Raw genomic sequence first — 24,548 nt, 5'->3', positions numbered from 1 at the left:
GACGCGGAGCCCTCCCCCCTGCCGCCACCCGCCCCGATCGCGACAGCGTTGCACCACATCCCCAGACAGTTGGCCCCACCAGTAAACGAAGCCGCGCCGCTACCCGCCAGCGCCGTCACCGGCACCGATGTCCACGGTGGCGTGCGGAGAGAAGACGCTGTCGGTCTCGAAGCCGCGATCGCAGCTCAGCAGGCGGCCGACCACACCCGCCGCAGGTTGGAACAACTGAGCTGTGACGAGGAACGGCGGCATCAGCGCCAGGCGTGGTTCGAGGCGGCAGCACGCGCACAAGCAGCAGTCACCCGGTACGCACAGGCCAAGCGACTCAATCGGTTCGAGGTAGAACAACGTGTCCGCCGGGCTGCCCGCGAGGAAGCCGGACTGCAACGACCAGGATGTCCGCCTCCCGATCCTCGTCGCTAGAGCACCGAATACTGGGGGGCTGCGGCTAGGTGATCGGACCGCAAAGCCGGCGCTAGGCTGCCGAGCGTGACAAGGCGACAGTCTTCCCGGCCTGCGGGCTCTATGTCCCTCTGTGCCATCTGCAAGAAGCCCTTCGGTACAGCCGCGCAGGCGAAGTCCCGGTCCGGGAAGGTCTGCCACGAGGCGTGCTTGCAGCAGGCGAAGGCTGCGGGCGCGGGCGGCGCGAGCAACCAGCCGCCCGCGCCGCGCCAGCCGACGGTGTCTCGACGTGACCGCTCGGATAAGTCGTCCAAGAAGCCGTCGCCGCCGAAGCTGCAGATGCCCACCCTTGCGCAGATCCTGCGGGTGTCGTGCCCCGCCTGCCAAGCTTCACCCGGTACGGCGTGCACTCTCCGCGGCGGCCACCAGGCCCGTGCCGAGGCGTACCGCGCGGTTGCGGGCGAGCAGAAGGGCAAGGCGCAGGCGCAGAAGAACGCCCGTCGGTCACGGCGGGGGCCTGGTCCCGTCGAGGTGTCCCATGTCGCCCCAGGGGCGGTTCCGCCGCCTCGGCCGAAGCAGGCCGCCTCGCCGTTCCAGAGCCAGCCGGCCCGCTCGCAGACGTGCCCGCGGTGCGAGAAGCCGATCGGGCCCCGCGAACCCGTGGCACCCACGGAGGAAGGGCACTTGGGCCATTACCGGTGCGTGACGGGGCACGGCTTCGATAGCGGCAAGGCCCTCATCGAGTCGGGTGAGACGTTCCGCGCGCGACGGTCGTCCGGATGGCGGCTCGGGGGATCCCCGTCCAGCGCGGGCGAGATCAAGCGGTAGCGCAGCCCTGCACGGGGGACAGCGAGAGGCCTGGTTGCGGGGCTCTACTGGCGGCGGGCCAGCACAACCCCGCCCCCGCAGCCTGCTGATGCACAACCGTCCCTCCAGTCGTGAGCCGCCTGGCAGCCGTCACCGCGCAGACTCGGATGGCCCGGTTGCAGCCTGACGTGGCGGCTGGCGGAGGCACAGGGCAGACTCGGTGCAGAACACGAAAGGGGCGCCGCGAGCCTGCCTACAGTGACTTCGCTTCACTTGACCGGGGCCAGTAGTCCTCCGGCGCACGAGGTGCAGCCGACCCTGCCAGGTCGTAGAGGTGCCGGATCCTGTCCACGAGATCTTGATGATCCTTCAAGTCCACGTTGTCGCTGTCGATCGCGTAGCCGATGAGGCTGAACATCTGGTGGGCCAGGCGCGCATACCTGACGGGAGTCAGAGGCGAGGGAAGGGAGACCCAGGGGTCGCGGTCTGGGTCCGCAGCATGCTGCTGCGCCGCCATGGCCGCGCGGTGGGCCTCCTCCGACTCCACCGCTTCAAGGAGCCGGGTCGGCCACGGTGTGCGAACGGGAGCAGGATCGTTCTCTCCATTGCGGCGCGCGTGAAGAATCGCCACTTCGTTGGCTCGGGCCACCTTCGAGCAAGAGTCCGCGCGCTGTTGCAAGTCAGGTACGGCTGCCAACGCCTTGGCCAGAGCGATGATGTCATCGCTGTGGTCCAGCGCCCACCGTTGCTCCGCGGTGCGGTCACGCTGAGTTCGAGCGGCCTCGACGCGGTCGTGTTGTGTCAGAGAGTGCCCGACGACGGCATCGATGTCCTTGCGCAACTGCAAGTGCCGCCGTTCCGCCGCCTGTCTGCTCCGCAACTCCAGTGCATGGGCAAGGCGAGACCACGTGATCTTCTTGCGGCGAGCAGCGGCGATGAGCCGCTGCTCATCGATCAAAAACTTCTCCCGCAGGGCCCGTTGCACAAGCAGGGCTGCGAGCAGGTCCGTCTCCGTGCAGTCTTCCGGGACGCCGTACTCGAGGAGCTCGATGACACGGTCGTACTTGGAAGCGACCTCGATTAGCGCCCCGGTGTGCTCCAGAGCACGCGAGATATTGGCCATCTCGCCTAGCCACTGGTCCGGCGGAGTCGCATGGTGATCTTTCAAATGTTCCCAAGCGTCGATTCGACTGGTCTCCGCATCAGGATGACGCGACGTCGTCTTGCGGACGACGTTTTTTGTCGTCTGGAGGACGACGTTAAAGGAATCAGACACGAAACACTCCAAGAGAAAATGATGGGAAGCCAGCCTCATTCACCGCTGTCGGGCGCAACGTCCTGCTCTTGTTCCATGTGTCTGCGTCGCCGCCAGGCCCTGGTCAAGGCACTGGCCAGGGCACTCGTTGCCAGTACCAGCAAGCCTGCTACGTATTCGGGCCAGGCCTCGTTCGCGAGATGATTCAACATTGCAGATCAGCGCGTTTCCTGCGCCGAACCCCTTCTCTGGCAGGCCGGAGAGACCTTTGTGCTCTCCGGGTTAAGGCATGCGTGGCCGACGTCTGGCTGTACATGTCAGAGACGCGCTGACGTGGAAACCCCGAGTCGCCGCGGAACATTCTTAGGCAATGAAAACGGCACCTGCGGCTGGTTGTAGAAGATTCCGGGGGTGGCGAAGCCTGGCGAATAACGTGGCCATACTGTAATGCGAAGAATGCCCCTATTCGTGGCAGTCGCAGGTCGCATTCCCGGCAGCGGCCCTCCGAGACTGGCCAAAAACGATCTACAACCCTTCGGCCCATCCCGCCACACTCGGAAACCAGCACATCTCGCCCACACGGCCGCCGAGGCCCTGGCCGCACTGGCCGGGCGGGGCGTCACCCTCAAGGTCCTCACCGGCGACCATCCGGGCACCGCGGTCCGGGCCTGCCGTGACCTGGGGGTCCCGGTGGCCGGGGTCCTGAGCGCCGACCGCCTCGACACCCTCACCGACCCCGAACTCACCGAACTGGCCCGCCGTACGACCGTCTTCGCCCGCTGCACCCCCGAGCACAAGACCCGTGTCACCCGGGCCCTCCAGGCCGGCGGCCACACGGTCGGCTTCCTCGGCGACGGCGTCAACGACCTGCCCGCCCTGCGCACCGCCGACGTGGGGATCGCCCCCCGCGACGCGGCCGGGGTGACCAGGCAGAGCGCCGACCTCGTCCTTGCCGGGAAGGTCCTCACCGCGATCGGCCAGGCGGTCGACGCCGGCCGTCACGCGGGCGGCAACATCGCCACGTATCTGCGCATCACGCTCTCCTCGAACCTCGGCAACGTGATCGCGATGCTCTCCGCGGGCCTCCTCCTGCCGTTCCTGCCGATGCTCCCGGCCCAGGTCCTCGTCCAGAACCTGTGCTTCGACGCGGCCCAACTGGCCTTCGCCCACGACCGTCCCACGCCGGCCGCCCTGCGCCGGCCGAGCGTCCTGGACCCCCGCGAGCTGCTTCGGTTCATCGTCGGATTCGGCGCCCTGAACGCCGTGGCGGACCTGGCGACCTTCGGTGTCCTGGCCTTCGCCCTGCGGGGCCCGGGGGACGACGAGTCGCTGTTCCACTCGGGCTGGTTCACGGAGAACCTGCTGACGCAGGCCGTGGTGATGGTGCTGCTGTCCCTGGGCTCACCGGGCCGCGCCGGCCGCCGGCCGGGCCCGGTGACCTGGTCCGCCGCCGCACTGGCCGCGACCGGTCTGCTCCTGCCCGCGTCCCCGCCGGGCGCGGCCCTGGGCCTGAGCGCGCTGCCCGGCGTGTACTACGGCCTGCTCGTGGCCGTCCTGGCTCTGTACGCCGTGGGCCTGCTGGCGGCGCGGACGCACTACCAGCGCCGGCGCACGGTTGCGCTCCCGGTGACCGGCGTCGCTCAGGGACAGGCGATGTCGAAGCCGTAGCGCAGGGGTTCGTCCGTCACGCCGTGATCGAGCCGGTAGACGTAGACGCCGTCCACCCGCACCCCGGACGGCGCGCCCTCCGCCCGGCAGGGGTACGACACCTGCACGACCCGGGGCCGGTCGGCGACCTTGACCCGCATCCCGTCGGCCGGTCCGCCGTCGAGGACGGCGACTTCCCATCCGGTCACGTCGGCCGTCTCCACTGTCTCCGCTGCGTCCACGCCGACAGTTTAGAGCTTGCGCAATCGTCCCGGGGGGGCCGATGCCGTGACAGGTAGGGCTCTCATACCGCCGGGTGCGGGCTCTCCCACCGTCGAATCTGCGGTCCTCACACCGCCGGATGCACCGCGAAGACCCGGGCCGGGAAGCCGGAGCCGGCGTGCGGCTTGGGCCAGGTGGCGACGACCAGGGCTCCCGATTCGGGGAGCCGGCCGAGGTTGGTCAGCAGTTCGATCTGCCAGCGGTCGCGGCCCAGGACGTACGCCTCCAGGCCGTGGTCGCCCGCGGAGGCGGCGGCTCCGGGGTCGGTGTCGGCCTGCTCGTGGCCGATGGCGGTGACGCCCGCGTCCTCGAAGAGGTACGTCAGGACCTCGGCCGACCAGCCCGGTGTGCGACTGATTCCTTCCCGGTCCCGGTTGGCCATCGCCACCGGGTCCGGCCAGCGACGGCTCCACCCGGTGCGCAGGGCGACGAACGCCCCGGGCGGGAACCGGCCGTTGCGCCGCTCCCAGGCCCGTACGTCGTCCAGGGTCGGAGTGGTGTCGGGGTCGGCCTCGACCCGGGCGGTGATGTCGAGCACCGCCAGCGGGAGGATCATCTCCTCGACCGGGATCAGGTCCAGGGTGCGGGCCCCGGCCACGAAGTGCGCGGGCGGGTCGACGTGGGTGCCCCACTGGCCGGCCAGGGTGTAGCGGTGCGCGGTGAAACCGTCGCCGCGCTCCCGGTCGAAGAGGGTCTCGCGGTGCTCGTCGCCGAAGCCCGCGAAGTGCGGCTGCCCCGGCCGGAAGGCATGGGTGAGGTCGGTACGGACCGTGCCCTCGGTCAGCTCGCGGTACGCCGACCACAGCCGGGGCTCGCCGGAGGTCATCCGGCGGTCTCCAGCGCGAGCTGACGGATGGTCGTCGCCGGGGTGTCCTCTTGCTCGGCCTCTTGCTCTGCCTCGCTGGTCCGGCCCGGAGCCGTGGCTTTCGGGTCCTTGCGGCGGGTCATCCCGACCCCCACGAGGACCACGGCCATGCCCAGCACGACCCGGACGCTGAGGCCCTCGCCCAGGACGATCGCGCCGAGGAGGACGGAGACCACGGGCAGCAGGTAGCCGACCACGGCGGCGTTGGTGGCGCCCTCGTCGTTGATGATCCGGTAGGTGAGGTGGAAGGTGATCGCGGTGCAGAAGACGCTGAGGACCAGGGCCGCGACCACGACCACCGGGCCCGGGTCGATCGACTCCAGACCGCCGATCGGCAGCGCTACGGCGGTCAGCCCGCTCGCGGCGATCAGCTGGGCGGCCGAGAGCGAGATGGTCGGAGTGCCCCTGCGCACCAGCGTGCGGCCCATGTAGGTGAAGGCGACGGCGTAGCTGGCGGCCGCGCCGAGAATGGCGAGGGCTCCCCAGCCGGTGGCCCCGGCCGACTGCCACGGGGCGAGGATGAGGATCGTGCCGGCGAAGCCGAGCAGCAGGCCCGTCAGGCGGACCGGGCGCAGTCCGCGTTCCGAGCCGAGGGCCAGGCCGAGGGCGATCGACCACAGCGGGGTCGTGGCGTTCAGGACCCCCGCGAGGCCGGAGTCGACGGTCTGCTGGCCCAGGCTGAACAGGGCGAAGGGGAGCGCGTTGCAGAAGAAGGCCGCGACGGCGATGTGACGCCAGACGGTACGGCCACGCGGCAGGCGCCGGCCCGAGGCGTAGCAGGCGACGGTGAGGACGAGTGCGCCGAGGAGGCAGCGGACGAACGTGACCTGGAGCGGGGAGAGGCCGCGCAGCGCCAGTTCGATCCAGAGGAAGGTCGAGCCCCACAACAGGGCGAGCACGGCCACCCGCACCCCGCCCCGCAGACTTCGTGTCCCACTGCTCACGATGCTCCTCCTCCGTCCGGACGGCATATGTCCCGTTCTTCGACCATGCCCCAGCCGAACTGTGAGGACAAGCAAATGGTTCTACCTAGTCTGTTAAGCTGTGCTACATGCTTGATGTGAGGCGCCTCCAGGTTCTGCGTGCGGTGGTCACCAGCGGGACGGTCACCGCGGCCGCGGCCCACCTCGGCTACACCCCGTCCGCCGTGAGTCAGCAGGTGGCGGCGCTGGAGAAGCAGGCCGGCACCGAACTGCTCGAACGGGTCGGGCGGGGGGTGCGGCCCACCCCGGCCGGTCTGCTGCTCACCGAGCACGCGGCCCTGATCAGCTCGGCGGTCGCCCAGGCGGAAAGCGCCCTCGCCGACCTGCGCGCCGGACGCATCGGCACCCTGTCCGTCCGGTACTTCGCCACGGCGGGCTCCACGCTGGTGGCCCCGGCCCTGGCCCGGCTCCGCGCGGAACACCCCGGGGTCCGGGTCGACCTCGAACTCGCCGATCCGGAGGACCCGTTCCAGGAGGTGGTCCGTGGCCGGGCCGACCTGGCCGTGGTGGTCCAGGCGCGGGGCCGGGCGGGCGACGGCTTCCGTCTCGTGCATCTCCTGGACGACCCGTACATGGCCGTCCTGCCCCTGGGGCATCCGCTCGCGGACCGGGAGGTCATCGACCTGCACGAGCTGGCCGGGGAGCAGTGGGTCGGCAGTGAACCGCCGGGTCCCTGCCTGGAACCGGTGATCGACTCCTGTGCGGCGGCCGGGTTCAGCCCCGACTTCGTCATCCGCAGCGAGGACTACGCCACCGCGCAGGGCTTCGTCGCGGCCGGCCTCGGCGTCGGTCTGATGCCGAGGCTGGGGCTGCGCGGCCGCCACCCCGGTGTCGTCGTACGCCCGGTCCGCAACCCCGAACCGGTCCGCGTGATCTCGGCGGTGGCCCGCGAAACCGCCCTCGACCAGCCCGCCCTCCGCGGCCTCCTGTCAGCCCTCCGCGACGCAGCATCCACAGAGCCGCCCACGGGGGCCGCGCCACACTGACTCCGGCTGGCCTTGTTCGTTGTGCGGGTCGGTCCGAGTGGTGCAGGTGGGCCAAGTCGCTTGTGCCGCGCTGCACATGATGCCGAGCCGTTGCGCCTGGCAGAGCCTGTTCGTCGTGGATGCGGTTCGAGCCTCTTGTGCCCGGCCGCCGCACCGGCCGGGCACAAGAGGCTGGAGGAGCCCGCGGTCGTGCTGGTGGGCGCTGACCCGGGGCCTCGACCTCGGCGGCGCGTACGTCGCCCACCAGGCCCGCCATACCCTGGCCACCAACCTGCTGCGCGCCGGCGCCACGCTGGGGGCGGTGTCGTGTGCGCGGGACCGGATGGTGGTCACGTGGCTGGCCGACGGTGGGTTCCGGATCGGTGAGCTGTGCGGGCTGCGCCTGGTCGACTTGCACCTGGCGCGAGCAGGCCGCGTGCGGTCACCCTGTCCGGATCACGCACGGACGCAGTCCGCCGGCGAGCCGTCGGCCACGACGAGCGCGTCGGCATCAACCATGTCGATGTCCCTGGGAATGGCGTGCAGCAGACCGGACAGCCGCGCGCCAAGCGGGCCTTCGAGAATGTCCAGCGCGACAGGCACCGGAAAATGACGGCGGAACCTGCCCCTGGAATCTCGACTGCGGCCACTGCGACAACTTCGTCCTCACCGGCGCCGACCTCCTCTACTGGCGCCGTGCTGCAGGTCTGGCCTCAGGAGTAGCGCGGCCAGATCGGGACCCGGGCGAGCTCGCCTCCGTGCCGGGCCGGGAGCCCGCCGGAGCCTGACTCCCAGCTGGCTCCCGGCTATCTGGTCAGGCAGCGGTGCTGCGGGGCCGGGGCTTATCGGCGGCCGGCGTCGCCGCGACGCTGCGGTTGGTCTTGATGGCCTGGCACACCATTCCGACGGCGCCGAGGAGGACGACGAACCCGGTGAGAACGAGGGCTACCACGACGTCGCGGGTCTGTTGCAGCCGACCGGAGGCGTAGGCAGTACTGAAGGCGGAGATGGCCATCATGGCGGTCCAGAAGCCAGGCGTACGCAGACGCTGGCGGACATGCTCGGGGAGGACCGGAAGCGGAATGTTGATCTTCCGGCTGTGGATCCAGTGAGGTCCCGACTGGGGCTCAGGCAAACGGGTGACGTTGTCGCTGTCGTGTTCGTCGGACACGGTTTGTTCCTTCGAGCAGGCGGTGAGGGGGGGACATATGCGACGCGAGGGCCGGGGCCGGCGCCGGCTGTGCCGGCGGCGCGGTACCAGCCCTCGCGTGTCAGTGGGTGGCCAGCGGAACACGGTCCAGGTGCTGGGCGAGGTCCTTAGCGTTGACCTCATCACGCCCGAGAACGAGCGGAGGGATGTCGGTGCCCGAGGTCAAGGCCGAGGTCAGCAGGTTGCTGCACTGCCAGGGCTCAAGGACGGCCCCCCCGCGTGTGCGGGTGAGGCCCCCTATGTGCGGGGTTGGTACGCGAGATGCTCGCTTGATGAGCGGGAGGTGCTCCGTAGTTAGGCGTCGGGCCGGCTCCACCTACGACGCCCTTCCCAGCCCGAGCGGCACCACCAGGTACGTCCCATGCGCGTGCTTGGTACGCGAAACGTACGGCCTGTGGTGGCCATCACCACCTTTGCACGGTCGGGGCGCAGCTACACACGTCAAGATTTGTTGCCTTGAGACTTGCCCAGGCTTTTGCCTGTGTGGTGATTTGTTGCTTTGGACGGGATCGGAGGTCAGCTTCCGCCCAGCAGCCCCCGCATCGTCGCCAGGTCCGCGGCCTCCTGGGTCTCGCGGGTGCGGGGGCCGCAGGCGCGCAGGAGGCGGCTGAAGTCGGCGGCGGCGGCGTTGATGCGGGCGCCGAGGGCCGCCCCGTCCTGGGTGCCGAAGTCGCTGGTGGCGGCGTAGACGGGGCGGGGGGAGACGATCGCGTGGAGGTAGGAGAACATCGGGCGCAGCGCGTGTTCGAGAACGAGGGAGTGCCGCTCGGTGCCGCCGCTGGCCGCGATGAGGACGGGCATGTCGGAGAGGGTCTCCTCGGGGAGCACGTCGAAGAACGACTTGAACAAACCGCTGAAGGACGCGTTGAAGGCGGGGGTCACCGCGATGACTGCGTCGGCCCCGGCGACGGTCTCGAAGGCCGCGTCCAGTGCTTCGCCGGTGAAGCCGGTGAGCATCGCGTCCATGATGGGGTGCGCCAGCGGGCGCAGTTCGACGAAGGACAGCTCCACCGGCTCGCCCTGCGCCTCGAGTTCACGGGTGACGGCCGCCGCCAGCCGGTCCGCGAGCAGCCGGGTCGAGGAGGGCTCGCGTAGCCCGCCCGTGATGATCGTGATCTTCATCGCGCCTCCGCCTCGCCTTCGTCGGTCGCGTCCTCGCGTGCGCGCAGCAGCGAGGCGTGGGTGGGGCCCGCCGGGGTGCCGTCGGGCCGGTCCTTGGCGAACTCCCGGCGCAGCACGGGGACGACCTCCTCGCCGAGCAGGTCGAGCTGTTCGAGGACGGTCTTCACCGGGAGCCCGGCGTGGTCGATGAGGAAGAGCTGCCGCTGGTAGTCCCCCACGTACTCGCGGAAGCCCAGCGTCTTCTCGATCACCTCGGCCGGTGAGCCGACGGTGAGCGGGGTCTGCCGGGTGAATTCCTCCAGCGAGGGCCCGTGTCCGTACACCGGGGCGTTGTCGAAGTAGGGACGGAACTCGTTGACCGCGTCCTGGCTGTTGGGCCGCATGAACACCTGTCCGCCGAGCCCCACGACGGCCTGCTCCGGGGTGCCGTGGCCGTAGTGCGCGAACCGGCGCCGGTAGAGGCCGACGAGTTCTCGGGTGTGGGAGGCCGGCCAGAAGATGTGGTTGGCGAAGAAGCCGTCCCCGAAGTAGGCGGCGAGTTCGGGGATCTCGGGGGTGCGGATGGAGGCGTGCCAGACGAAGGGCGGCACGTCGTCCAGCGGGCGCGGCGCGAGGGTGAAGCCCTGGAGCGCGCTGCGGAACTTGCCCTCCCAGTCGACGGTCTCCTCGCGCCACAGCCGGCGCAGCAGGCCGTAGTTCTCGACCGTGAGCGGGATGGCCTGGCGGATGTCCTGGCCGAACCAGGGATACACCGGGCCGGTGTTGCCCCGGCCCAGCATGACGTCGGTGCGGCCGCCGGACAGGTGCTGCAGGACACTGAAGTCCTCGGCGATCTTCACCGGGTCGTTGGTGGTGATCAGCGTGGTGGAGGTGGAGAGGATGATCCGCTCGGTCTGCGCGGCGATGTAGGCGAGCAGGGTGGTCGGCGAGGACGGCACGAAGGGCGGGTTGTGGTGCTCGCCGGTGGCGAAGACGTCGAGCCCTACCTCCTCCGCCTTGCGCGCGATCGCGACGGTCGCCCGGATGCGCTCGGCCTCGGTGGGGGTGTGGCCGGTGGTGGGGTCGGGGGTGACGTCCCCGACGGTGAAGATGCCGAACTGCATCCCGGCCGCGCCGGTCGCTTTCGTCGACGCCATGCTGGGCTCCTTCAGACGCTTTCGCGGAACTGGCGTGCTGAGGGGGGTGTCCCGTCACCCTGTCCCGTCATCGTGTCACGGCGGGTGCGATCCGGCACGGGCGGGAAGCAGGCGAGGCTCCGGGGCCCGTGGGAGAATCGGGGATTATGCGGTCGTACGGCTGTCATGCCGGAAATCGTGCGGTTCGAAGCTGGCGTCGTACGGCCGTCGAGAACACGTGGATCGATCCGCCGGGAGGCCCCCCGTGAGCGCACGTCCCGAGGCGTGGCCGGTACTGGACCACGCGGAGCTGGGCCCCATGCTCGAGTATGTGAACCGGGTGGTGCAGGTCGCGGGCAAGTACTCGCTGGACGACCCATTCGAGGTCGGCTGGGGCAACATCGTGCTGGAGGTGTCGCCGCGCGGGCTGCGCACACCGACCTTCCGGCGGGACGGGGCGACCTTCACGGTGCACTACCGGCTGCTCGACGGTGACGTAGTGATCGAGACCGACGGCGCCGCGCGGACGCTGTCGCTGGGGCGGACGTCGGTCGCCGACTTCTACGCCTCGTTCTGCGAGGCCGCGTCCCAACTGGGCATTCCCCATCCGGGCAGCGCGCAGATCTGCGAGATCCCCGCCGCCCCGCCGAACTTCCACGACGACCGGGTGGAACGGGTGTGGGACACGCGCTCGGCGCGGCTGATCTGGGAGGCGTTCGACCTCGCCGCGGGCGGCCTGGAGGCGTGGCAGGCCCCGTTCCTCGGGCACCGGCCGCGCGTCGGCGTGATGTGGGGCGGGTTCGACCTGTCGGCGACCCGTTGGCGCCCGAAGCGGACGGACCCCGGCCCCGACGGCCCGCCCTTCATGCGCAACGCCCAGTTGCACGAGTACGTGTCGGTGGGGTTCTCCTTCGACAACACCCACGGCGACGGCAGCAGCCCGGTGGACATCGGGATGTACGCCTACATCTGGCCGCAGCCGGACGGTCTCACCGGCCGGTCCTGGGGTGTCGAGGGCGCCGACTGGCATCCGGACCTCGGACTCGCGCTGCTGCCGTGGCAGAACCTGCGCCGGCTGCCGGACCCGCACGGGGCCATCGTCAGGTTCGGCGACGCCGTGTACGAGGCGGCCGTGCAGACCGCGGGCTGGCCGGGCGACCTGGTCGGGCCGCGGGTCGACGGCTGGTACATGAGCGAGCACCAGCCCTCTGAGCACCCCGAGCACGTGGGGCATCGGGGCTGAGCGGACCGGGCCCCGCCGAGGATCAGCCCCGCTGGTCCCCGGCGGCCGGGGGTTCGAGCCGCCGGTTCTCCGCCAGCAGTTCGTCGTACCTCTGGGACAGCTCCTCGTACCGTTCGTCGGCGTCGGAGTCGCGCTTGCGGCGGCCCAGGATGTACAGCACGACCGGTCCGGTAATCATCGAGACGACCGGGAAGGTCGGCCCCCGGGGGACACCCCTCTCCCGGCAGATGGCTCGCCCGCCCACAAGGCCCTGGAATCCCAGCTCGGACACCGGGGACAACTAACCGACCGGTAGCTAGGGCGAATCAGACGTGACGACGCGACTGCCATGTGCCTACCTGCGCAAACGACGCCAGCGGCCAGGGGATCCCCGGGCCGATCCAGCGGTTGCCGAGACCGGGGAATTCGCTGCCGTCGCAACGCCGCGGGTGTCAGTGGGCGGACTCACTCGGGCCCGGGGTCGGTCTGTCGGTAACGGTCCGCTCGACCCTCCGATCGGGGACCAGCCACATCAGCGCGACGCCGGCATAGATCGCCACCGCGATCCAGTTGCTCAGGAAGGACAGGCCGATGCCGCTCGCGTACAGCAGCGGCGAGACGTTGCCCTTCAGGTCCCTACCCACGGCGGCGGCGAGCAGGGACTCTCCACCCTGGTCTCGGATGATCGCCCTCTGCAGTGTGTAGTAGGCCAGGGAAGCGGCGAGCAGGACGATGCCGTACGCGGCCGCGGGGACGGCGGCGAAGTGGTTCTCCCCCATCCAAGCCGTGGTGAAGGGGATCAGGGAGAGCCAGAACAGTAGGTGCAGGTTCGCCCACAGGATCAGCCCGTTCACCCGATCAGTCGCCTGCAGCATGTGGTGGTGGTTGTTCCAGTAGATGCCGAGGTAGACAAAGCTGAGCACGTAGGTCAGCAGCGCCGGGAGCGCGTTGTGCAACGCCGCCCAAGTGGTGCCGTGCGGGATGGGCAGCCCGAGCACCATGACCGTGATCACGATGGCGATGACCCCGTCGCTGAACGCTTCCATCCGCTCGGTTGACATGAACCGATGCTAAATGGCCCGGGGATCCCAGGGCCGCAGGCGTCGTTTTCCGCAGGTCGGATTCGCCCTAGCTACCGGTCGGTTAGTTGTCCCCTGGGGGCAGAGGTAGGAGTCCGGGACCAGGCCGTACGACGCGGCACGGGCTACACCCTCCGTGTCACCGTCGTTCCCGCGGTTCACCGCCAACCAACCCCAATGCACAGCACGACAAGTCCAGTGCTTATTGGACAGATCGAGTGCTCAGTCACAACCACAGCGCCGGACGAGGCATGTCCGAAGTGACACGCAATTCGAACGCCGTATAAGTCCTTCGGCAGCGCGGAGACGCTGCACATGTGGAAGCAGATCGTCGGGAAGATCCGCCTGTCCCACACACCGCTCGTCAACCACTGGTGGGGCCGTCTCCCTCTACGTCACGCCGAGGGGCCTGTCCACGTCCGGCATCGACTACGCGGGCGGCATGTTCGACATTGAGTTCGACTTCGTGGACCACAAGCTGATCCTCCGCGCCAGCGGGGGCAGCCACCGCGAGTTCGCGCTGGCCCCCATGCCGGTCGCGGAGTTCCACGACCGCACCATGCGCTGCCTGGACGACCTCGGGATCGACACCGTCATCCAGGACCACCCCAACGAGGTCGAGCAGGCCCTGCAGTTCTCCGAGGACTACACGCACCGCACCTACGATCCCCGCACGACCCACCTGTTCTGGCGGCAGCTGATGCAGGCCCACCGGAGGTTCATGCAGTTCCGGTCCCACTTCCAGGGCAAGGTGAGCCCGGTGCACTTCTTCTGGGGTTCGCTCGATCTGGCGTGCACGAGGTTCTCGGGCCGCTCGGCGCCCAAACACCCCGGCGGCGCACCGAACTGCGGTGACTGGGTGATGGTCGAGGGCTATTCGCGCGAGCTGAGCAGCTGCGGCTTTTGGCCCGGCGGCGGCGAGGAGGGCGCCTTCTACTCCTACGCCTACCCCGAGCCCGAGGGCTACGCCGACGCGGAGGTCAAGCCGCAGGCCGCCTACTACAGCCAGGACAACGGGCAGTTCCTGCTGCCGTATGAGGCGGTGCGTCGTTCCGACGACCCGGACCGGGTTCTGGGAGACTTCCTGCACAGCACGTACGAGGCTGCCGCGGAGCACGGCCACTGGGACAGGCCGAGCCTGGAAGTCGATCCCCAGCGCTGGGCTGCCGAGCAGAACCGCGCCTGGGACTACGCCCGCCGGGTGCAGTCCGTGTAGCCCGCGCAGGATGCCCACACCCCGTCCGGCGGCCTGAACCGGGCGCCGGATCAGAAGCGAGGCGGAGTCCATTTGTCCGAGGTGCAGAGCCCAACGGCGGGATTCGAGGGCCTGCGAGCGCTGTTCGTCAACGCGCCCCTGAAGCGCTCGCCCGCCGTGAGCCACACCGGCGGTCTCATCGACCGCAGCCGCGAGGTGACGGACGCGCACGGCGTGACCAGCGAGGTCATCCGGCTGGTCGATCACGAGGTCGCCACCTGGCCCGACATGACGGAGCACGGCTGGGACCACGACGAGTGGCCGGCCCTCTCGCAGAAGGTCATGAGCGCCGACATCCTCGTCCTGTGCGGTCCGATCTGGCTCGGCGACAACTCCTCGGAGATGAAGAAGGTCATCGAACGCCTGTATGCCTGCTCCTCGCAGTTGAACGAGAAGGGGCAGTACGCCTACCGGCAAGGTGGCCGGGTGCCTGATCCCCGGCAACGAGGACGGCGCCAAGCACTGCGCCATGAACGTCCTCTACAGCCTGCAGCACATCGGCTACACGATCCCGCCGCAGGCCGACGCCGGCTGGATCGGCGAGGCCGGCCCCGGCCCCTCCTACCTCGACCCCGGCTCAGGCGGCCCGGACAACGACTTCACCAACCGCAACGTCTCCTTCATGACGCACAACCTGCTGCACATGGCCGCAATGCTGAACCGGGCGGGCGGCATCCCCGCCTACGGCAACCAGCGCACCGCGTGGGAGGCGGGATGCCGCTCGGAGAACGACAACCCGGAACACCGCTAGCCGGCGCACCGGCCCACGCACGCGGGAGGAGTACGAGATGAGCCACACCGGGAAAAAGGAGCTCACCGACCGCCTGACACAACTGGGATGCGCCGCCCTGGTCGACGCCATGGGGCGCGTGCACAGCCACCGCGCGCACATGCTGGCCATGACCAGCCCCAGCCCGGGCACGCCGGTGTGCGGGCCCGCGGTGACCATCGCCTACATGCCCTACCGCGACGATCTGCCAGAGAGCGAGCGGGACTTCGGCTTCTATTTCGACCAGGCCGTCGGCACCTCGCCCGACGGGCGCGTGCTGGTCCTCTCCAGCGGCGGCAGCCCCGACGTCTCCCACGGCGGGGGCACCAAACTCCTGCGGGTGGCGACCCACCGCATGGCCGGCGTCATCGCCGACGGCCGCCTGCGTGACTTCGGCGAGCTGCGCGCCAACGAAGTCGCCGCCTGGTGTTGGGGAGAGGCGACGCACTGGGGCGGCTCCGTCGTCATGCCGTACGCCGCGAACATCGCGGTGGAATGCGCCGGTGTCTGCATCGTCCCCGGCGACCTCGTCTACGCGGACGCGTCCGGGGGTGTGGTCATCCCCGCCGGGAGCGTGGACCGGGTATTGCAGGAGGCGGAGTCGATGAACGCCGACGATGCCCGCGCAGCAGAGCAGATCCGCAAGGACACGCCCCCGCCCTCGTAAGGGCCGGGGGCCGCAAGTAACCCGGGTCTGCCTGACCGGCGCCGGCACGGCCAGCGGGCCCGGGGGCCGGAAAGGGCCTTTCAGCCCCGCAGCTGGGTGGCGATGTCAACCAGGCGACGGCCCTGGTACTTGGCGGCTTCGAGGGTGGCCTGGTCGGGGCCCTCACCGCCGCCGCTGGGCCAGCTGGTGCCGTACGGGTTGCCGCCGGCAGCGAACAGCAGCGGGTCGGTGTACCCGGGCGGCACGATGATGCAGCCCCAGTGGTAGAAGACGTTGTTCAGCGACAGGATCGTCGACTCCTGGCCGCCATGCCGGTTCATGGCCGAGGTGAAGCTGGTGACCGGCTTGTTGTGGAAGGCGCCGGCCTGCCACTGCTTCCCGGTCTGGTCGATGAACTGCTTGAGCTGGGCGGCCACGTTCCCGAAACGCGTCGGCGTGCCGAAGGCAAGGGCGGACGCCCACTCCAAATCCTCCAGCGTGGCCTCGGGCACCTCGTTCTTCGTGGAGTCGACATGCGCCCGCCAGGCGGGGTTCTGGTCGACAGCGGTGTCCGGGGCCAGCTCGGCCACTCGACGCAGGCGGACCTCGGCATCCCGCGAAGTGGCGCCCTCGGCAACGGCCTTTGCCAGCTGGTGGACGTTTCCGGTAGCGCTGTAATAGATCACCGCAACACGAACACTCATACGGGACTCCTTCGGGGCAAGACGGTGCTCGCCGCGCACTGTCTGAGCACCCCAGCCGTGGTACCGCCAACACGCCGCGCCCAGCCGGCTCCGCACCCGAATGGACGGCAGCCTCCCCACAGCCGACCTCGCGCCCCGGGGCTTCCATCGATTTCTTCGGCTGGGGCGCCAGGAAGCAGTGGGGCAGGGAGGTGATGTGCCGCCCCGCGCGAGCGACACAGGCGGCCTTCCCTGAGGCTTCCTGGGTTTTACGAGCGCCGTGCGAGCCGACGCTCACGCCCACCGAGTGTCTTCGGGACGGCTGGCGCGGGAGGTGAGGATGAAGGTGCTCCAAAGCCATGCTGGGACGGCGAATGCCACCGTCCACTGCGAAGAGAGGCCGATCACGAAGGAGACGAGTATGCCGGTGATGGCCACCGTGGCTGCAGCGAAGAGCCACAGTGGCCACCGCCAGAGTGTCTTCCACGGTGTTCGTCTGCCTGCTTGTATGGCCATTCCGGTAGTGAAGCCCCTGAGCCCGATGAGGAGCGTAGCCAGGACTCCCGGGCGGGTGGAGGCTCCGGAAACCACGGTGCTGGTCTTACCCGCTGTCTCGAACTTGACGATCCGGTTTTTCCACACCGTCAGTTTCGTGGATGCCCCGGGATACGCGGCGTGGTAGACGGGGTCGTCGACGGCGATGGTGTCTTTCTGTCCATCTGCTCTACGGACCGTCAGCCGGCCGCCGCTTTCGCTGAGCAGTGTCTTCTCCACGCGGCCGGCCTCCTGCGTGAGGCAGTCAGCATGAGCAGCGGCGGCCGGAGGCGAGGTGCACGCGGGTACGAACTGGTTCGGAAACTCTGCCGCGTGGCCTTCGATGCGGTGCCTCGAAACGGTCAGACGGCGAATCCGCCGTCGATGTTAAATGTGACCCCGTTGACGAAGCCGGACTCGGCGCTCGCGAGGTATGCCACCGCACCTGCGATGTCGGCGGGGCTGCCGACCCGCCCTACCGGGGTCAAGGACAGCATGAGCTTTTCGGACTCTTCGCCGAGTGCATCAGTTTTGATGACTCCCGGCTGGATGGTGTTGGCCGTGATGCCCCGGGGGCCGAGCTCCCGCGCGATACCGCGGGTGAAACCGGCGATACCGGCCTTGGCCATCTGGTACACGAAGGTTCCTGCGTCAGCGACAGAGGGCGTCCGGTCAGCAAAAATGCTCCCGGTGTTGATGATGCGGCCGCCGTCCCCCATGTGCCGGACAGCCTCCTGTACGGCGACGAAGGCCCCGCGGAGATTGACCGCCATCATGCGGTCGAACTCCTCTACGGAGAAACTCGCGATCGGTGCGCTGCCCGTGTAGGAGGCGTTGTTCACCAGGATGTCCACCCGACCGCTCATGCGGACCGTGTCGGCGACCGCGGTTCTGATCGCCTCGGGGTCCCCGCTGTCGGCCTGCACAGCGACCGCCCGACCGCCTGCGGCGGACACCTCCCGTGTGAGCGCCTGTGCGGCTGCCTCGCCGCGGACATACGTGAAAACCACGTATGCGCCCTCCTCGGCCAACCGCCGCACGATTCCTGCCCCGATCCCGCGTGAGCCTCCTGTGACCAACGCCGACTTACCGGTAAGGCGAGCGGTCATGACATAACCCCTCAGTAGAGGACATAATCCCGGCAATCGTCGAGGAATCACGTCGGTGCGTTAACCCGACACGCTCCATCCTTCGGGGAGTCCTGGATGCGGCGCACCCCTCGGAACGACATACACCGAGCAGTGCCGCCAGCCGCACAGTGGCGATGAGCAGCGCCCGCACAGCCCTGGCGTAGCTACGACTCGAGACCCGTTGTGCTTGGAATTTGGATCATGGAGGAGCATAGTTTCGCAGGTGTCCAATGACCTCATGCCTGATGCCCTGTGAGGATGTATCGTCCGCTGTCGCCACCACGGCGGCCGCCGCTGCGTCGGCGGTATCCGAGATTGACGCCGGCGGACGACTGCGCGGCGGGGGCCCTCGGGGCATCGTTTACGTCCTGCGTGAGAGTGTGAACTGGAGGGACGTTTCAGCCGAGATGACTTCACACTGCGGCGTGGCGATCTCGCTCGTCTTCCGCTGCTGGGCGCGGCACCACCTGGGCGGGCACCTGGGTCAGCGACCATCGTGCCTCGGGCAGGTCTCCTGGGACTGCGATCCGAAGTCACAACCGTTCGAGACGCAGAGGTGGGTACGACGATCGGGCAGTCCAGCTCCGGCGAGGGCGGCCGGCCGACGGCCGAGGCCGCCGGGGGCGGCGTGTCGGCCTGGGCGCCGCTGCGCCGCCGGGTTTTCCGTAGCCTGTGGCTGGCCCAACTCGTATCCAACGTCGGCAGCTGGATGCAAACCGTGGCCGCGCAGTGGACCGTAGTGCACGAGCCGAACGCGGCTACGCTCACCTCCACCGTGCAGGCCGCCAGCCTCATTCCGGTCCTTTTCGTCTCCCTCCCGGCTGGCGTGCTGGCTGACGTACTGGACCGCCGACGCCTGATCGCCATGCTGACGGCGGCCATGACCGTGGTCACTGCCGGACTTGCCGTGCTGAGCGCGGCTCACCTCGTCACCCCTGCCACACTCATTACCATCACCTTCCTGCTCGGCGTCTGCCAGGCCCTCTCCAGCCCGGCCTGGCAGGCGATCCAGCCCGAACTTGTACCCCGCAAGGAACTGCCCGCCGCAGCCGCGCTGGGCAGTCTGAACGTCAACGTGGCGCGCGCCGTTGGGCCCGCACTCGCCGGCGTGGTGCTGGCACTGAGCAGTCCAGCCCTGGTGTTCGGCATCAACGCCGTCACGGACCTCGCCGTGCTCGCCGCAGTCCTGGCATGGCGCCGCGACGCCGGCGTGGCAGCCGCAGGCGAGCCATTGGTGCCCGCGCTGCGGGCCGGCGGGCGTTACGTTCGCAACGCGCCAGGCGTACGCCGGATCCTGGTACGGGCGGGGCTGTTCGTGCTCCCCGCCTCGGCACTGTGGGGTCTGCTGCCCGTGGTCGCCAATGCCCGCCTCGGCCTCGGTTCCGGGGGATACGGCCTGCTGCTCGGCGCACTGGGCGTCGGCGCGGTCACGGGCGCCCTGCTGATGAAAACGCTGCGGGCGCATCTGGGCCGCAACACGCTGCTCGGTGCCGCCTCCGTTGCCTACGCGCTCGGGGGTCTGGCCTGCGCAACACTCCACAGCTGGGCTCTGGTGGCAGTGCTGCTGCTCCTCGCCGGTTTCGGCTGGTTGGTCAGCCTGTCCACGCTCAACACCACCCTCCAACTCGCACTGCCCGGCTGGGTCCGCGCACGGGGACTCGCCGTCTACGTCATGGTGTTCATTGGCGGCCAAGGTGTCGGCGCGCTGCTGTGGGGTCTCGTCGCAGGAGTGATCGGGACAACCGACGCACTGCTGGCGGCCACCGCGCTGCTGGTGGCAGGTGTCCTGTCACTGCCTGTGCTGCCGATTCGGGCCCTTACCGGCACCCTCGACCGTTCGGTCGTAACACCCTGGTTGGAGCCCGAGATCGGCGGCGTGGCCGACGAGCACGAGAAGGCAGATCCGGCCGCCGGACCTGTACTGGTCGAGGTCGCCTACCGAGTTATCCCCGAACGGGCCACGGAGTTGCTGACCGCGCTACACGCCCTCGGCCGCTCCCGCCGCCGGACCGGCGCGGTCCGCTGGGGCGTCTTCCGCGACATCTCCGACCCCGACCGGTATCTGGAAGTCTTTGAGGTGCCCACCTGGGGCGAGCACCTCAGACAGCACCACGAACGCACGACCGGCTTCGACGCCGAACTCTATGTCGAAGCGGCGGCGCTGGCAGTCGAACCGCCTCGGGCTCGACATCTCCTCCCACCCCCCGAATAGCACTAACTCCACTCGTTCGACCAGAAGCGGATCACCCCGAGCCCGACAGCCCGCACGGACCGACGACAACGACGACCTACTCGGCAAATATTCGTGTGACACCTGCGACGACCATGAAAGTGGGAAGGCAGCAATGAACGGACCGGTTGCAGTCCTGGGCGCGACGGGCGGGCAGGGAGGCGCAGTAGCGGACGCTCTCCTGGCGGCCAACCTACCGGTGCGGGCTGTTGTGCGCTCGCCCGATTCCGGGCGGGCGAGGGCGCTGCACAAGCGCGGTGTGGAGGTGGTCACGGGTGACCTTGAGGACGCGGACAGCCTCGGTCCCGCGCTCACAGGGGTGCGGGCTGCGTTCGCCGTCACGACGCCCTTCGAAAGCGGCACAGACGCGGAGGTGCGGCAGGGTAGGTCTATTGTCACCGCAGCCACCAGGGCGCGTGTGCCGCACCTTGTCCTCTCGTCGGTGGCCGGAGCCAGCCGCGAGACCGGGATCCCGCACTTCGACAGCAAGCACCGCATCGAGGCCGCGCTCTACGAGACCGACCTTGCCTGGACGGTCACCGCTCCGACGTATTTCTTCGACAATCTGCTCGGCGACGTCGACAGCCTGATGGCCGGGCGGCTTTCCCTTCCCCTCGAACCGGCACAACGGCTCCAGCAGTTGTCGCGGCCGGACATGGGCGCGTTCGTCGCCCATGTGATCCAAAACCCACAGCCCCATATTGGCAAACGGATCGAACTCGCCTCCGACGAGCCGACCGTGACGGAAATGGCCGCCGACGCGGGAAGGGTTCTCGGACGGTATGTGCAGCCCGTCACCGTGCCGGTCTCCTCCGTGTACGCCTACAGCGACGACATGGGCGCCATGTGGGAGTTCCTGTACACCGAGGGCTACCAGGTCGATATTCCAGCACTCAAGTCGTCGTACCCGTCCGTAAACTGGACGAGTTTCGCAACATGGATCAACCAGGCGCTCACTCGCGCGTAGAACCGCGCCATCACCGCGTGGTGATGATCATGGTGACGACGGCCCCCTCATGGAGTCAGCCGCCTCGGGGCACAGTAGGGTGCGCCCGGGCGGCGCTGGACGGACCGGCCGAGGTGCCGCCATCCTTATATAACTGACGGTTTCAGAATGACGTTCGTACTGGTGGAGCCAGGCGAAGGTCCGCTCCACGACCCAAGCCGGAACCGTGGGCGGTTGCCCTTACGTGCGATACTTGCGGGCCGGGAAGAGAAGGCGGCCAGGATGGCGGCGGCGGTGCTCTCACTCAAGGCGCGCAGCCGGACCGCGCTCGGTACACATCCCGCACGCTCAATGCACGCAACATGCACGGTCCTTCCTGAGGGATGACTGACCGGCCCTACCACCCAGGCTCGGATAGCGTTCGCTGGGCCCAGGCCAGTCCGAGGTCGGCGAGCCGCTGAAGCCGGTCAGCACCCAGCTTGGCCCGCCTGGTTTTGGTATTCGACAAAAACACCCCCAGCTTCACGGGATGCTCGTCGCCGTCAATGATGATCGTTTCTACGTGCCCTCTGGAGACCGTCACAGAGCCGGTGCGCTCCCGGTACTGCGCGAGGGCCGCGCACCCTCGTTCGAAGGCGGCTGAGCCGCTCCTGGCCGTCTTCTTGGGCGTCTCCAGCGTCTCCAGGGTCTCGGGCGGCAGGGGAGTGACCCCGAGCGCGCCCAGCCGTTCGCGTTGTCCCGGCTTGAGGCCCTGCCAGACGATGTGCTGGCGTTGCCGCTCGAGCCAGCGGCCGACGTCGACCCCGTCCGCGGTCACCCCGGGCACGATCTCCTCGAGCCCGGCCCCCGTCGCGACCAGGCTGGCCACAGCGGCGTAGGTGCGTTGCCAGTCGACCGTCCAGCCCAGTCCGGGTGCGCCGGGGTTCCAGTCCGGGTCGATCTCCGCCAGCTGCGCCGCGCGCCGGCGGGCCACGGCCTGGTTCTTGCCGAGTCCGGCCTTCTTGCGGCAGTTGGCGAGCCATTGCCCCACCGGCTTGTCGAGCGCCGTGGCGGTGACCGGTGCGGCCAGTGTGCCGGTTTCGGCGTGGTAGGCGCGGGCTGCGGAGAGGTTTTCTTCCCAGGCCGCGTCGGTCGGGTCCCACACCATGCCGAGCTCGTCCAGGTCCGCGGCCCGCTCGGCGGCCATCCTGCCCGCGGCCAGGGCCCGGCGTTGGTCTGCCAGCCAGCGGCCAAGCGGAAACGAGTGTCCGGCCGGCATGAGTTCTCGGTGCCCGTACGGCACAGCCAGGTGCCCCGTCCGGTCCCGGTAGGCGACCGCCGCCTGGTGGCCGGCTTTCCAGTTGGCGTGCTCGGGCTCGATCAGGTTGTAGCGGACCATCCGCGCGATCAACGCGGGATCACGGTGCGTACCCAACCGCAGGAGCACTCGCCGCTCATCCTCGCCTTCGTCCGGTGCGTCACCGAGGAACGACGGCAACGTACCCGTTACCGGTGAATTCTCTTGCGGAACAGCGAGCATTTCCACGGCACGTTCATCGTGCGCGCGTAGCCCGTTCAATACGCGGATCAAGGGCCGGTACGAGGCCGAGTACGGCATGTCTTCTTCGGTCTCCCCCGGTCTCAGGAAGACCGGTACGACCAGCGTCGCAAGCTTTCCCTGCCCTGGTTTCTGCCGCAATGCCCGCCCGATGGCCTGGACGATATCTACCGCGGATCCTTTGGGGTCGATCAGGGCGACCGAGTCCACTGCCGGGCAGTCGACGCCCTCGCCGAGTACGCGGCAGTTGGACAGCACGGCCCGTCCGGCTCTGCCGCCGAACTGGGTGAGCCGGTCGGTGCGTACGTCCGGATCGTGTTCCCCGGACAGCCAGTTCGCCCATACCCGTTCCGGGTGGCGGCCGGGGTCTTCGGCGTGCAGCCGCTTTGCGGCCCGTCCAAGGCCTTCGGCGAAGGCGCGGGCTTCGATGGTGCGGTGGTGGAAGGTGATGCACCGCGTCAGATCATGCGCGGCCATCGTCTCCAGCAGCGCGGCCTGGAGCACCGCGAGCCGCTCCCCGCGTACCTCCTCCGACTCCCGCTCCTCGCCGTACAGCCGCGCCGGGGTCAGGCTGGGATCCCGCAGCTCCGCGACCACGACCTGGTACCGCGCAAGCAACCCCCGAGCGATCGCATCCGACAAATCCAGCTCAAAGAGAACCGGCCCAAAAATCGCTTCATCGTCCATCGAACAGGCCATCTCCTCCGGCAGCCGGTCCACCACCACCGAAGCCGCCGGCTCCCCGCCCCGCTGAGCAGCTGAAGAAGCCTCACCCGCTGCGCCTGCTTCCTCCCGTCGCCACCGCGGCCGCGCGGGCCGTTCCTCCCAGATCCGTGGCGTCGCGGTCATGTACAGGCGCCGCATGGCGGGCAGGAGCTCCTGGTCGTGCACCGCCGCCCACGCCTTCGCGAACGAACCACTCACCCGGTGCGCCTCATCCACCAGCACCACGTCCCACACATCCATGGGCAGGCCGTACTCGCCCCGGTGCGCCTCGATGAGCACCGGTAGGGAGGCGTAGGTGGCGAACACTGTCACTGGCCCCCGCCCGTGCCACAACCCCAGCTGCGGTGCACTCGTCGTCGCCCGCACCCCCAACGAGAACAGGCTCGGGTCGTCGTCCAGCGAGCACACCGCAACCGCCGGCCCCACATGCCCGAACGCCCGCCACTCCCTGACGGTTTGGGCCAGCAACGCCAGCGTCGGCACCAGCACCAGGACCCGGCCATCCGGCGCCAACCGCTTCACCGCGGCCGCACCGATGAACGTCTTCCCGGTACCGCAGGCACTCACCACCATGCCGCGCAGACCCTGCGGCGGAATCCGTTTGCCCGGCGGAATGTCGAGGCCTTTCACGATGGCTTCCACGGCCTCGATCTGGTGCGGGCGAAGAGAGAATGATTCCGTCATCGTCGAGGATTCCGATCCGGGGGAGATACAGGCTGGCATCCGCTCGTGATTCTACCCGCTGCATCATTGCGATGCACGGGCCAGATACATCCACACACCAGTACGGCCAGAAAGAACCCTCACACATGCCAGTCGTGTGCTACGTTCCCCATGCCTGGCAGTCGGTTCTACGATCCGGCGGATTGCAGCCGATCGCCCCTGACTGGTCGTCCGATGACATCGAGTCAGTTTCAAGCCCAGGCCGGCAGCCCCCTTCAGGCCTCGACGAGAGGCAGTAGGCCACGGTTCGTGAACCTACCCGCTAGCAGAGTTGATGCAGCCTCACCCCCGCTGCTGCCCGGCGAAGCCGGCAAGGGGCGGGAGCGCAGCGGACGCCCCCGCCCGGGTCGCGCAGCGACCCGGGCCCAGGATTTAAGCGAAGCGGTAATCCGTATTAACGCGAAGCGTGAAAAAC

General features: G+C 69.0%; 21 protein-coding genes and 3 pseudogenes. 9 read left to right on the top strand and 15 right to left on the bottom strand.

The window, feature by feature from the left end; translation table 11 throughout:
* Positions 1-99 precede the first annotated feature (99 nt).
* Positions 100-387: a hypothetical protein gene (locus V7E45_RS23790; protein WP_333776221.1), complete on the bottom strand. Its 288-nt coding sequence runs from the start codon at positions 385-387 to the stop codon at positions 100-102.
* 138 nt (positions 388-525) lie between these two features.
* Between V7E45_RS23790 and V7E45_RS40660 the strand changes: the two genes are divergently transcribed.
* Positions 526-1,230, top strand: coding sequence for a hypothetical protein (locus V7E45_RS40660; protein ID WP_443056149.1), 705 nt, complete (start codon positions 526-528; stop codon positions 1,228-1,230).
* Positions 1,231-1,462: 232 nt separating this feature from the next.
* Here the strand turns inward: V7E45_RS40660 and V7E45_RS23785 are convergent, their stop codons facing one another.
* Positions 1,463-2,485, bottom strand: a complete 1,023-nt coding sequence (locus tag V7E45_RS23785; RefSeq protein WP_333776220.1) for a hypothetical protein — start codon at positions 2,483-2,485, stop codon at positions 1,463-1,465.
* A 549-nt stretch (positions 2,486-3,034) separates the two neighbouring features.
* Here V7E45_RS23785 and V7E45_RS23780 point away from each other — a divergent pair.
* A pseudogene (locus tag V7E45_RS23780) lies at positions 3,035-4,132 on the top strand (HAD-IC family P-type ATPase); the annotation flags it as partial.
* Here V7E45_RS23780 and V7E45_RS23775 read toward each other — a convergent pair.
* The 3 genes from V7E45_RS23775 to V7E45_RS23765 form a co-directional block, all read right to left on the bottom strand.
* A complete protein-coding gene (locus V7E45_RS23775) occupies positions 4,105-4,335 on the bottom strand; it encodes a hypothetical protein (protein WP_020124050.1) in 231 nt (76 codons plus the stop codon). The pseudogene V7E45_RS23780 and the gene V7E45_RS23775 sit on opposite strands and share 28 nt — an antisense overlap.
* A gap of 125 nt (positions 4,336-4,460) precedes the next feature.
* Positions 4,461-5,219 carry a cyclase family protein gene (locus V7E45_RS23770; RefSeq protein WP_333776219.1) on the bottom strand — a complete coding sequence of 253 codons (759 nt, stop codon included), beginning with the start codon at positions 5,217-5,219 and terminating at the stop codon, positions 4,461-4,463.
* On the bottom strand, positions 5,216-6,202 hold the full coding sequence (locus V7E45_RS23765) for a DMT family transporter (protein ID WP_333776218.1): 987 nt from the start codon (positions 6,200-6,202) through the stop codon (positions 5,216-5,218). Before V7E45_RS23765 ends, V7E45_RS23770 begins: the two co-directional genes overlap by 4 nt.
* A 107-nt stretch (positions 6,203-6,309) precedes the next feature.
* Between V7E45_RS23765 and V7E45_RS23760 the strand changes: the two genes are divergently transcribed.
* Entirely contained in the window at positions 6,310-7,227 is a 918-nt protein-coding gene (locus tag V7E45_RS23760; protein WP_333776217.1) for a LysR family transcriptional regulator, read from the top strand.
* A gap of 435 nt (positions 7,228-7,662) precedes the next feature.
* Here V7E45_RS23760 and V7E45_RS23755 read toward each other — a convergent pair whose 3' ends face one another.
* The 4 genes from V7E45_RS23755 to V7E45_RS23740 all read right to left on the bottom strand — a co-directional run bounded on the left by V7E45_RS23755 (position 7,663) and on the right by V7E45_RS23740 (position 10,641).
* Positions 7,663-7,809, bottom strand: a complete 147-nt coding sequence (locus tag V7E45_RS23755) for a hypothetical protein (protein ID WP_333776216.1) — start codon at positions 7,807-7,809, stop codon at positions 7,663-7,665.
* A 211-nt stretch (positions 7,810-8,020) separates the two neighbouring features.
* Complete coding sequence (locus V7E45_RS23750; RefSeq protein ID WP_333776215.1) at positions 8,021-8,377, bottom strand: hypothetical protein; 357 nt, start codon at positions 8,375-8,377, stop codon at positions 8,021-8,023.
* A gap of 555 nt (positions 8,378-8,932) precedes the next feature.
* Positions 8,933-9,538: a CE1759 family FMN reductase gene (locus tag V7E45_RS23745; protein WP_333776214.1), complete on the bottom strand. Its 606-nt coding sequence runs from the start codon at positions 9,536-9,538 to the stop codon at positions 8,933-8,935.
* Positions 9,535-10,641 (bottom strand): LLM class flavin-dependent oxidoreductase, encoded by a 1,107-nt coding sequence (locus V7E45_RS23740; RefSeq protein WP_333776222.1) that lies wholly within the window; start codon positions 10,639-10,641, stop codon positions 9,535-9,537. Before V7E45_RS23740 ends, V7E45_RS23745 begins: the two co-directional genes overlap by 4 nt.
* Before the next feature lie 277 nt (positions 10,642-10,918).
* Here V7E45_RS23740 and V7E45_RS23735 point away from each other — a divergent pair, with 277 nt between their 5' ends.
* A complete protein-coding gene (locus V7E45_RS23735) occupies positions 10,919-11,896 on the top strand; it encodes a DUF5996 family protein (protein WP_333776213.1) in 978 nt (325 codons plus the stop codon).
* Positions 11,897-11,918: 22 nt separating this feature from the next.
* Here the strand turns inward: V7E45_RS23735 and V7E45_RS23730 are convergent, their stop codons facing one another.
* Together V7E45_RS23730 and V7E45_RS23725 are read right to left on the bottom strand one after the other, a co-directional pair.
* On the bottom strand, positions 11,919-12,074 hold the full coding sequence (locus tag V7E45_RS23730; protein WP_333776212.1) for a hypothetical protein: 156 nt from the start codon (positions 12,072-12,074) through the stop codon (positions 11,919-11,921).
* A 253-nt stretch (positions 12,075-12,327) separates the two neighbouring features.
* Positions 12,328-12,936 carry a TMEM175 family protein gene (locus tag V7E45_RS23725; RefSeq protein WP_333776211.1) on the bottom strand — a complete coding sequence of 203 codons (609 nt, stop codon included), beginning with the start codon at positions 12,934-12,936 and terminating at the stop codon, positions 12,328-12,330.
* 333 nt (positions 12,937-13,269) lie between these two features.
* On the opposite strand from V7E45_RS23725, the pseudogene V7E45_RS23720 reads away from it, so the two are divergent.
* The 3 genes and pseudogenes from V7E45_RS23720 to V7E45_RS23710 all read left to right on the top strand — a co-directional run bounded on the left by V7E45_RS23720 (position 13,270) and on the right by V7E45_RS23710 (position 15,645).
* Positions 13,270-14,170 (top strand): annotated as a pseudogene (locus V7E45_RS23720) (DUF5996 family protein).
* Between the two features lie 72 nt (positions 14,171-14,242).
* Positions 14,243-14,960 (top strand): annotated as a pseudogene (locus V7E45_RS23715) (flavodoxin family protein).
* A gap of 37 nt (positions 14,961-14,997) precedes the next feature.
* Complete coding sequence (locus V7E45_RS23710; RefSeq protein ID WP_333776210.1) at positions 14,998-15,645, top strand: RraA family protein; 648 nt, start codon at positions 14,998-15,000, stop codon at positions 15,643-15,645.
* 80 nt (positions 15,646-15,725) lie between these two features.
* Here the strand turns inward: V7E45_RS23710 and wrbA are convergent, their stop codons facing one another.
* The 3 genes from wrbA to V7E45_RS23695 all read right to left on the bottom strand — a co-directional run bounded on the left by wrbA (position 15,726) and on the right by V7E45_RS23695 (position 17,950).
* Positions 15,726-16,328, bottom strand: coding sequence for an NAD(P)H:quinone oxidoreductase (wrbA, locus tag V7E45_RS23705; RefSeq protein WP_333776209.1), 603 nt, complete (start codon positions 16,326-16,328; stop codon positions 15,726-15,728).
* A 273-nt stretch (positions 16,329-16,601) separates the two neighbouring features.
* On the bottom strand, positions 16,602-17,081 hold the full coding sequence (locus V7E45_RS23700) for a hypothetical protein (protein ID WP_333776208.1): 480 nt from the start codon (positions 17,079-17,081) through the stop codon (positions 16,602-16,604).
* A 122-nt stretch (positions 17,082-17,203) separates the two neighbouring features.
* Positions 17,204-17,950, bottom strand: a complete 747-nt coding sequence (locus V7E45_RS23695; RefSeq protein ID WP_333776207.1) for a 3-oxoacyl-ACP reductase family protein — start codon at positions 17,948-17,950, stop codon at positions 17,204-17,206.
* A gap of 577 nt (positions 17,951-18,527) precedes the next feature.
* On the opposite strand from V7E45_RS23695, the gene V7E45_RS23690 reads away from it, so the two are divergent.
* Positions 18,528-20,183, top strand: coding sequence for an MFS transporter (locus V7E45_RS23690; protein WP_333776206.1), 1,656 nt, complete (start codon positions 18,528-18,530; stop codon positions 20,181-20,183).
* Positions 20,184-20,316: 133 nt separating this feature from the next.
* Positions 20,317-21,168: an NmrA/HSCARG family protein gene (locus tag V7E45_RS23685; RefSeq protein ID WP_333776205.1), complete on the top strand. Its 852-nt coding sequence runs from the start codon at positions 20,317-20,319 to the stop codon at positions 21,166-21,168.
* Positions 21,169-21,544: 376 nt separating this feature from the next.
* Here the strand turns inward: V7E45_RS23685 and V7E45_RS23680 are convergent, their stop codons facing one another.
* Positions 21,545-24,094, bottom strand: coding sequence for a DEAD/DEAH box helicase (locus tag V7E45_RS23680; RefSeq protein WP_333776204.1), 2,550 nt, complete (start codon positions 24,092-24,094; stop codon positions 21,545-21,547).
* Positions 24,095-24,548 lie beyond the last annotated feature (454 nt).

Source organism: Streptomyces sp. IBSBF 3136, assembly GCF_036815105.1.
Lineage (GTDB): Bacteria > Actinomycetota > Actinomycetes > Streptomycetales > Streptomycetaceae > Streptomyces.
The sequence above is the reverse complement of the archived record's forward strand: the minus strand, read 5'-3'. Positions and strand labels throughout refer to the sequence as shown.

What these genes read in the sequence shown, in the direction of transcription:
- V7E45_RS40660 (WP_443056149.1), top strand. Translation starts at nt 526, where the DNA reads ATGTCCCTCTGTGCCATCTGCAAGAAGCCCTTCGGTACAGCCGCGCAG.
- V7E45_RS23770 (WP_333776219.1), bottom strand. Translation starts at nt 5,219, where the DNA reads ATGACCTCCGGCGAGCCCCGGCTGTGGTCGGCGTACCGCGAGCTGACC.
- V7E45_RS23760 (WP_333776217.1), top strand. Translation starts at nt 6,310, where the DNA reads ATGCTTGATGTGAGGCGCCTCCAGGTTCTGCGTGCGGTGGTCACCAGC.
- V7E45_RS23745 (WP_333776214.1), bottom strand. Translation starts at nt 9,538, where the DNA reads ATGAAGATCACGATCATCACGGGCGGGCTACGCGAGCCCTCCTCGACC.
- V7E45_RS23740 (WP_333776222.1), bottom strand. Translation starts at nt 10,641, where the DNA reads ATGCAGTTCGGCATCTTCACCGTCGGGGACGTCACCCCCGACCCCACC.
- V7E45_RS23730 (WP_333776212.1), bottom strand. Translation starts at nt 12,074, where the DNA reads ATGATTACCGGACCGGTCGTGCTGTACATCCTGGGCCGCCGCAAGCGC.
- V7E45_RS23725 (WP_333776211.1), bottom strand. Translation starts at nt 12,936, where the DNA reads ATGTCAACCGAGCGGATGGAAGCGTTCAGCGACGGGGTCATCGCCATC.
- V7E45_RS23710 (WP_333776210.1), top strand. Translation starts at nt 14,998, where the DNA reads ATGAGCCACACCGGGAAAAAGGAGCTCACCGACCGCCTGACACAACTG.
- wrbA (WP_333776209.1), bottom strand. Translation starts at nt 16,328, where the DNA reads ATGAGTGTTCGTGTTGCGGTGATCTATTACAGCGCTACCGGAAACGTC.
- V7E45_RS23695 (WP_333776207.1), bottom strand. Translation starts at nt 17,950, where the DNA reads ATGACCGCTCGCCTTACCGGTAAGTCGGCGTTGGTCACAGGAGGCTCA.
- V7E45_RS23685 (WP_333776205.1), top strand. Translation starts at nt 20,317, where the DNA reads ATGAACGGACCGGTTGCAGTCCTGGGCGCGACGGGCGGGCAGGGAGGC.
- V7E45_RS23680 (WP_333776204.1), bottom strand. Translation starts at nt 24,094, where the DNA reads ATGACGGAATCATTCTCTCTTCGCCCGCACCAGATCGAGGCCGTGGAA.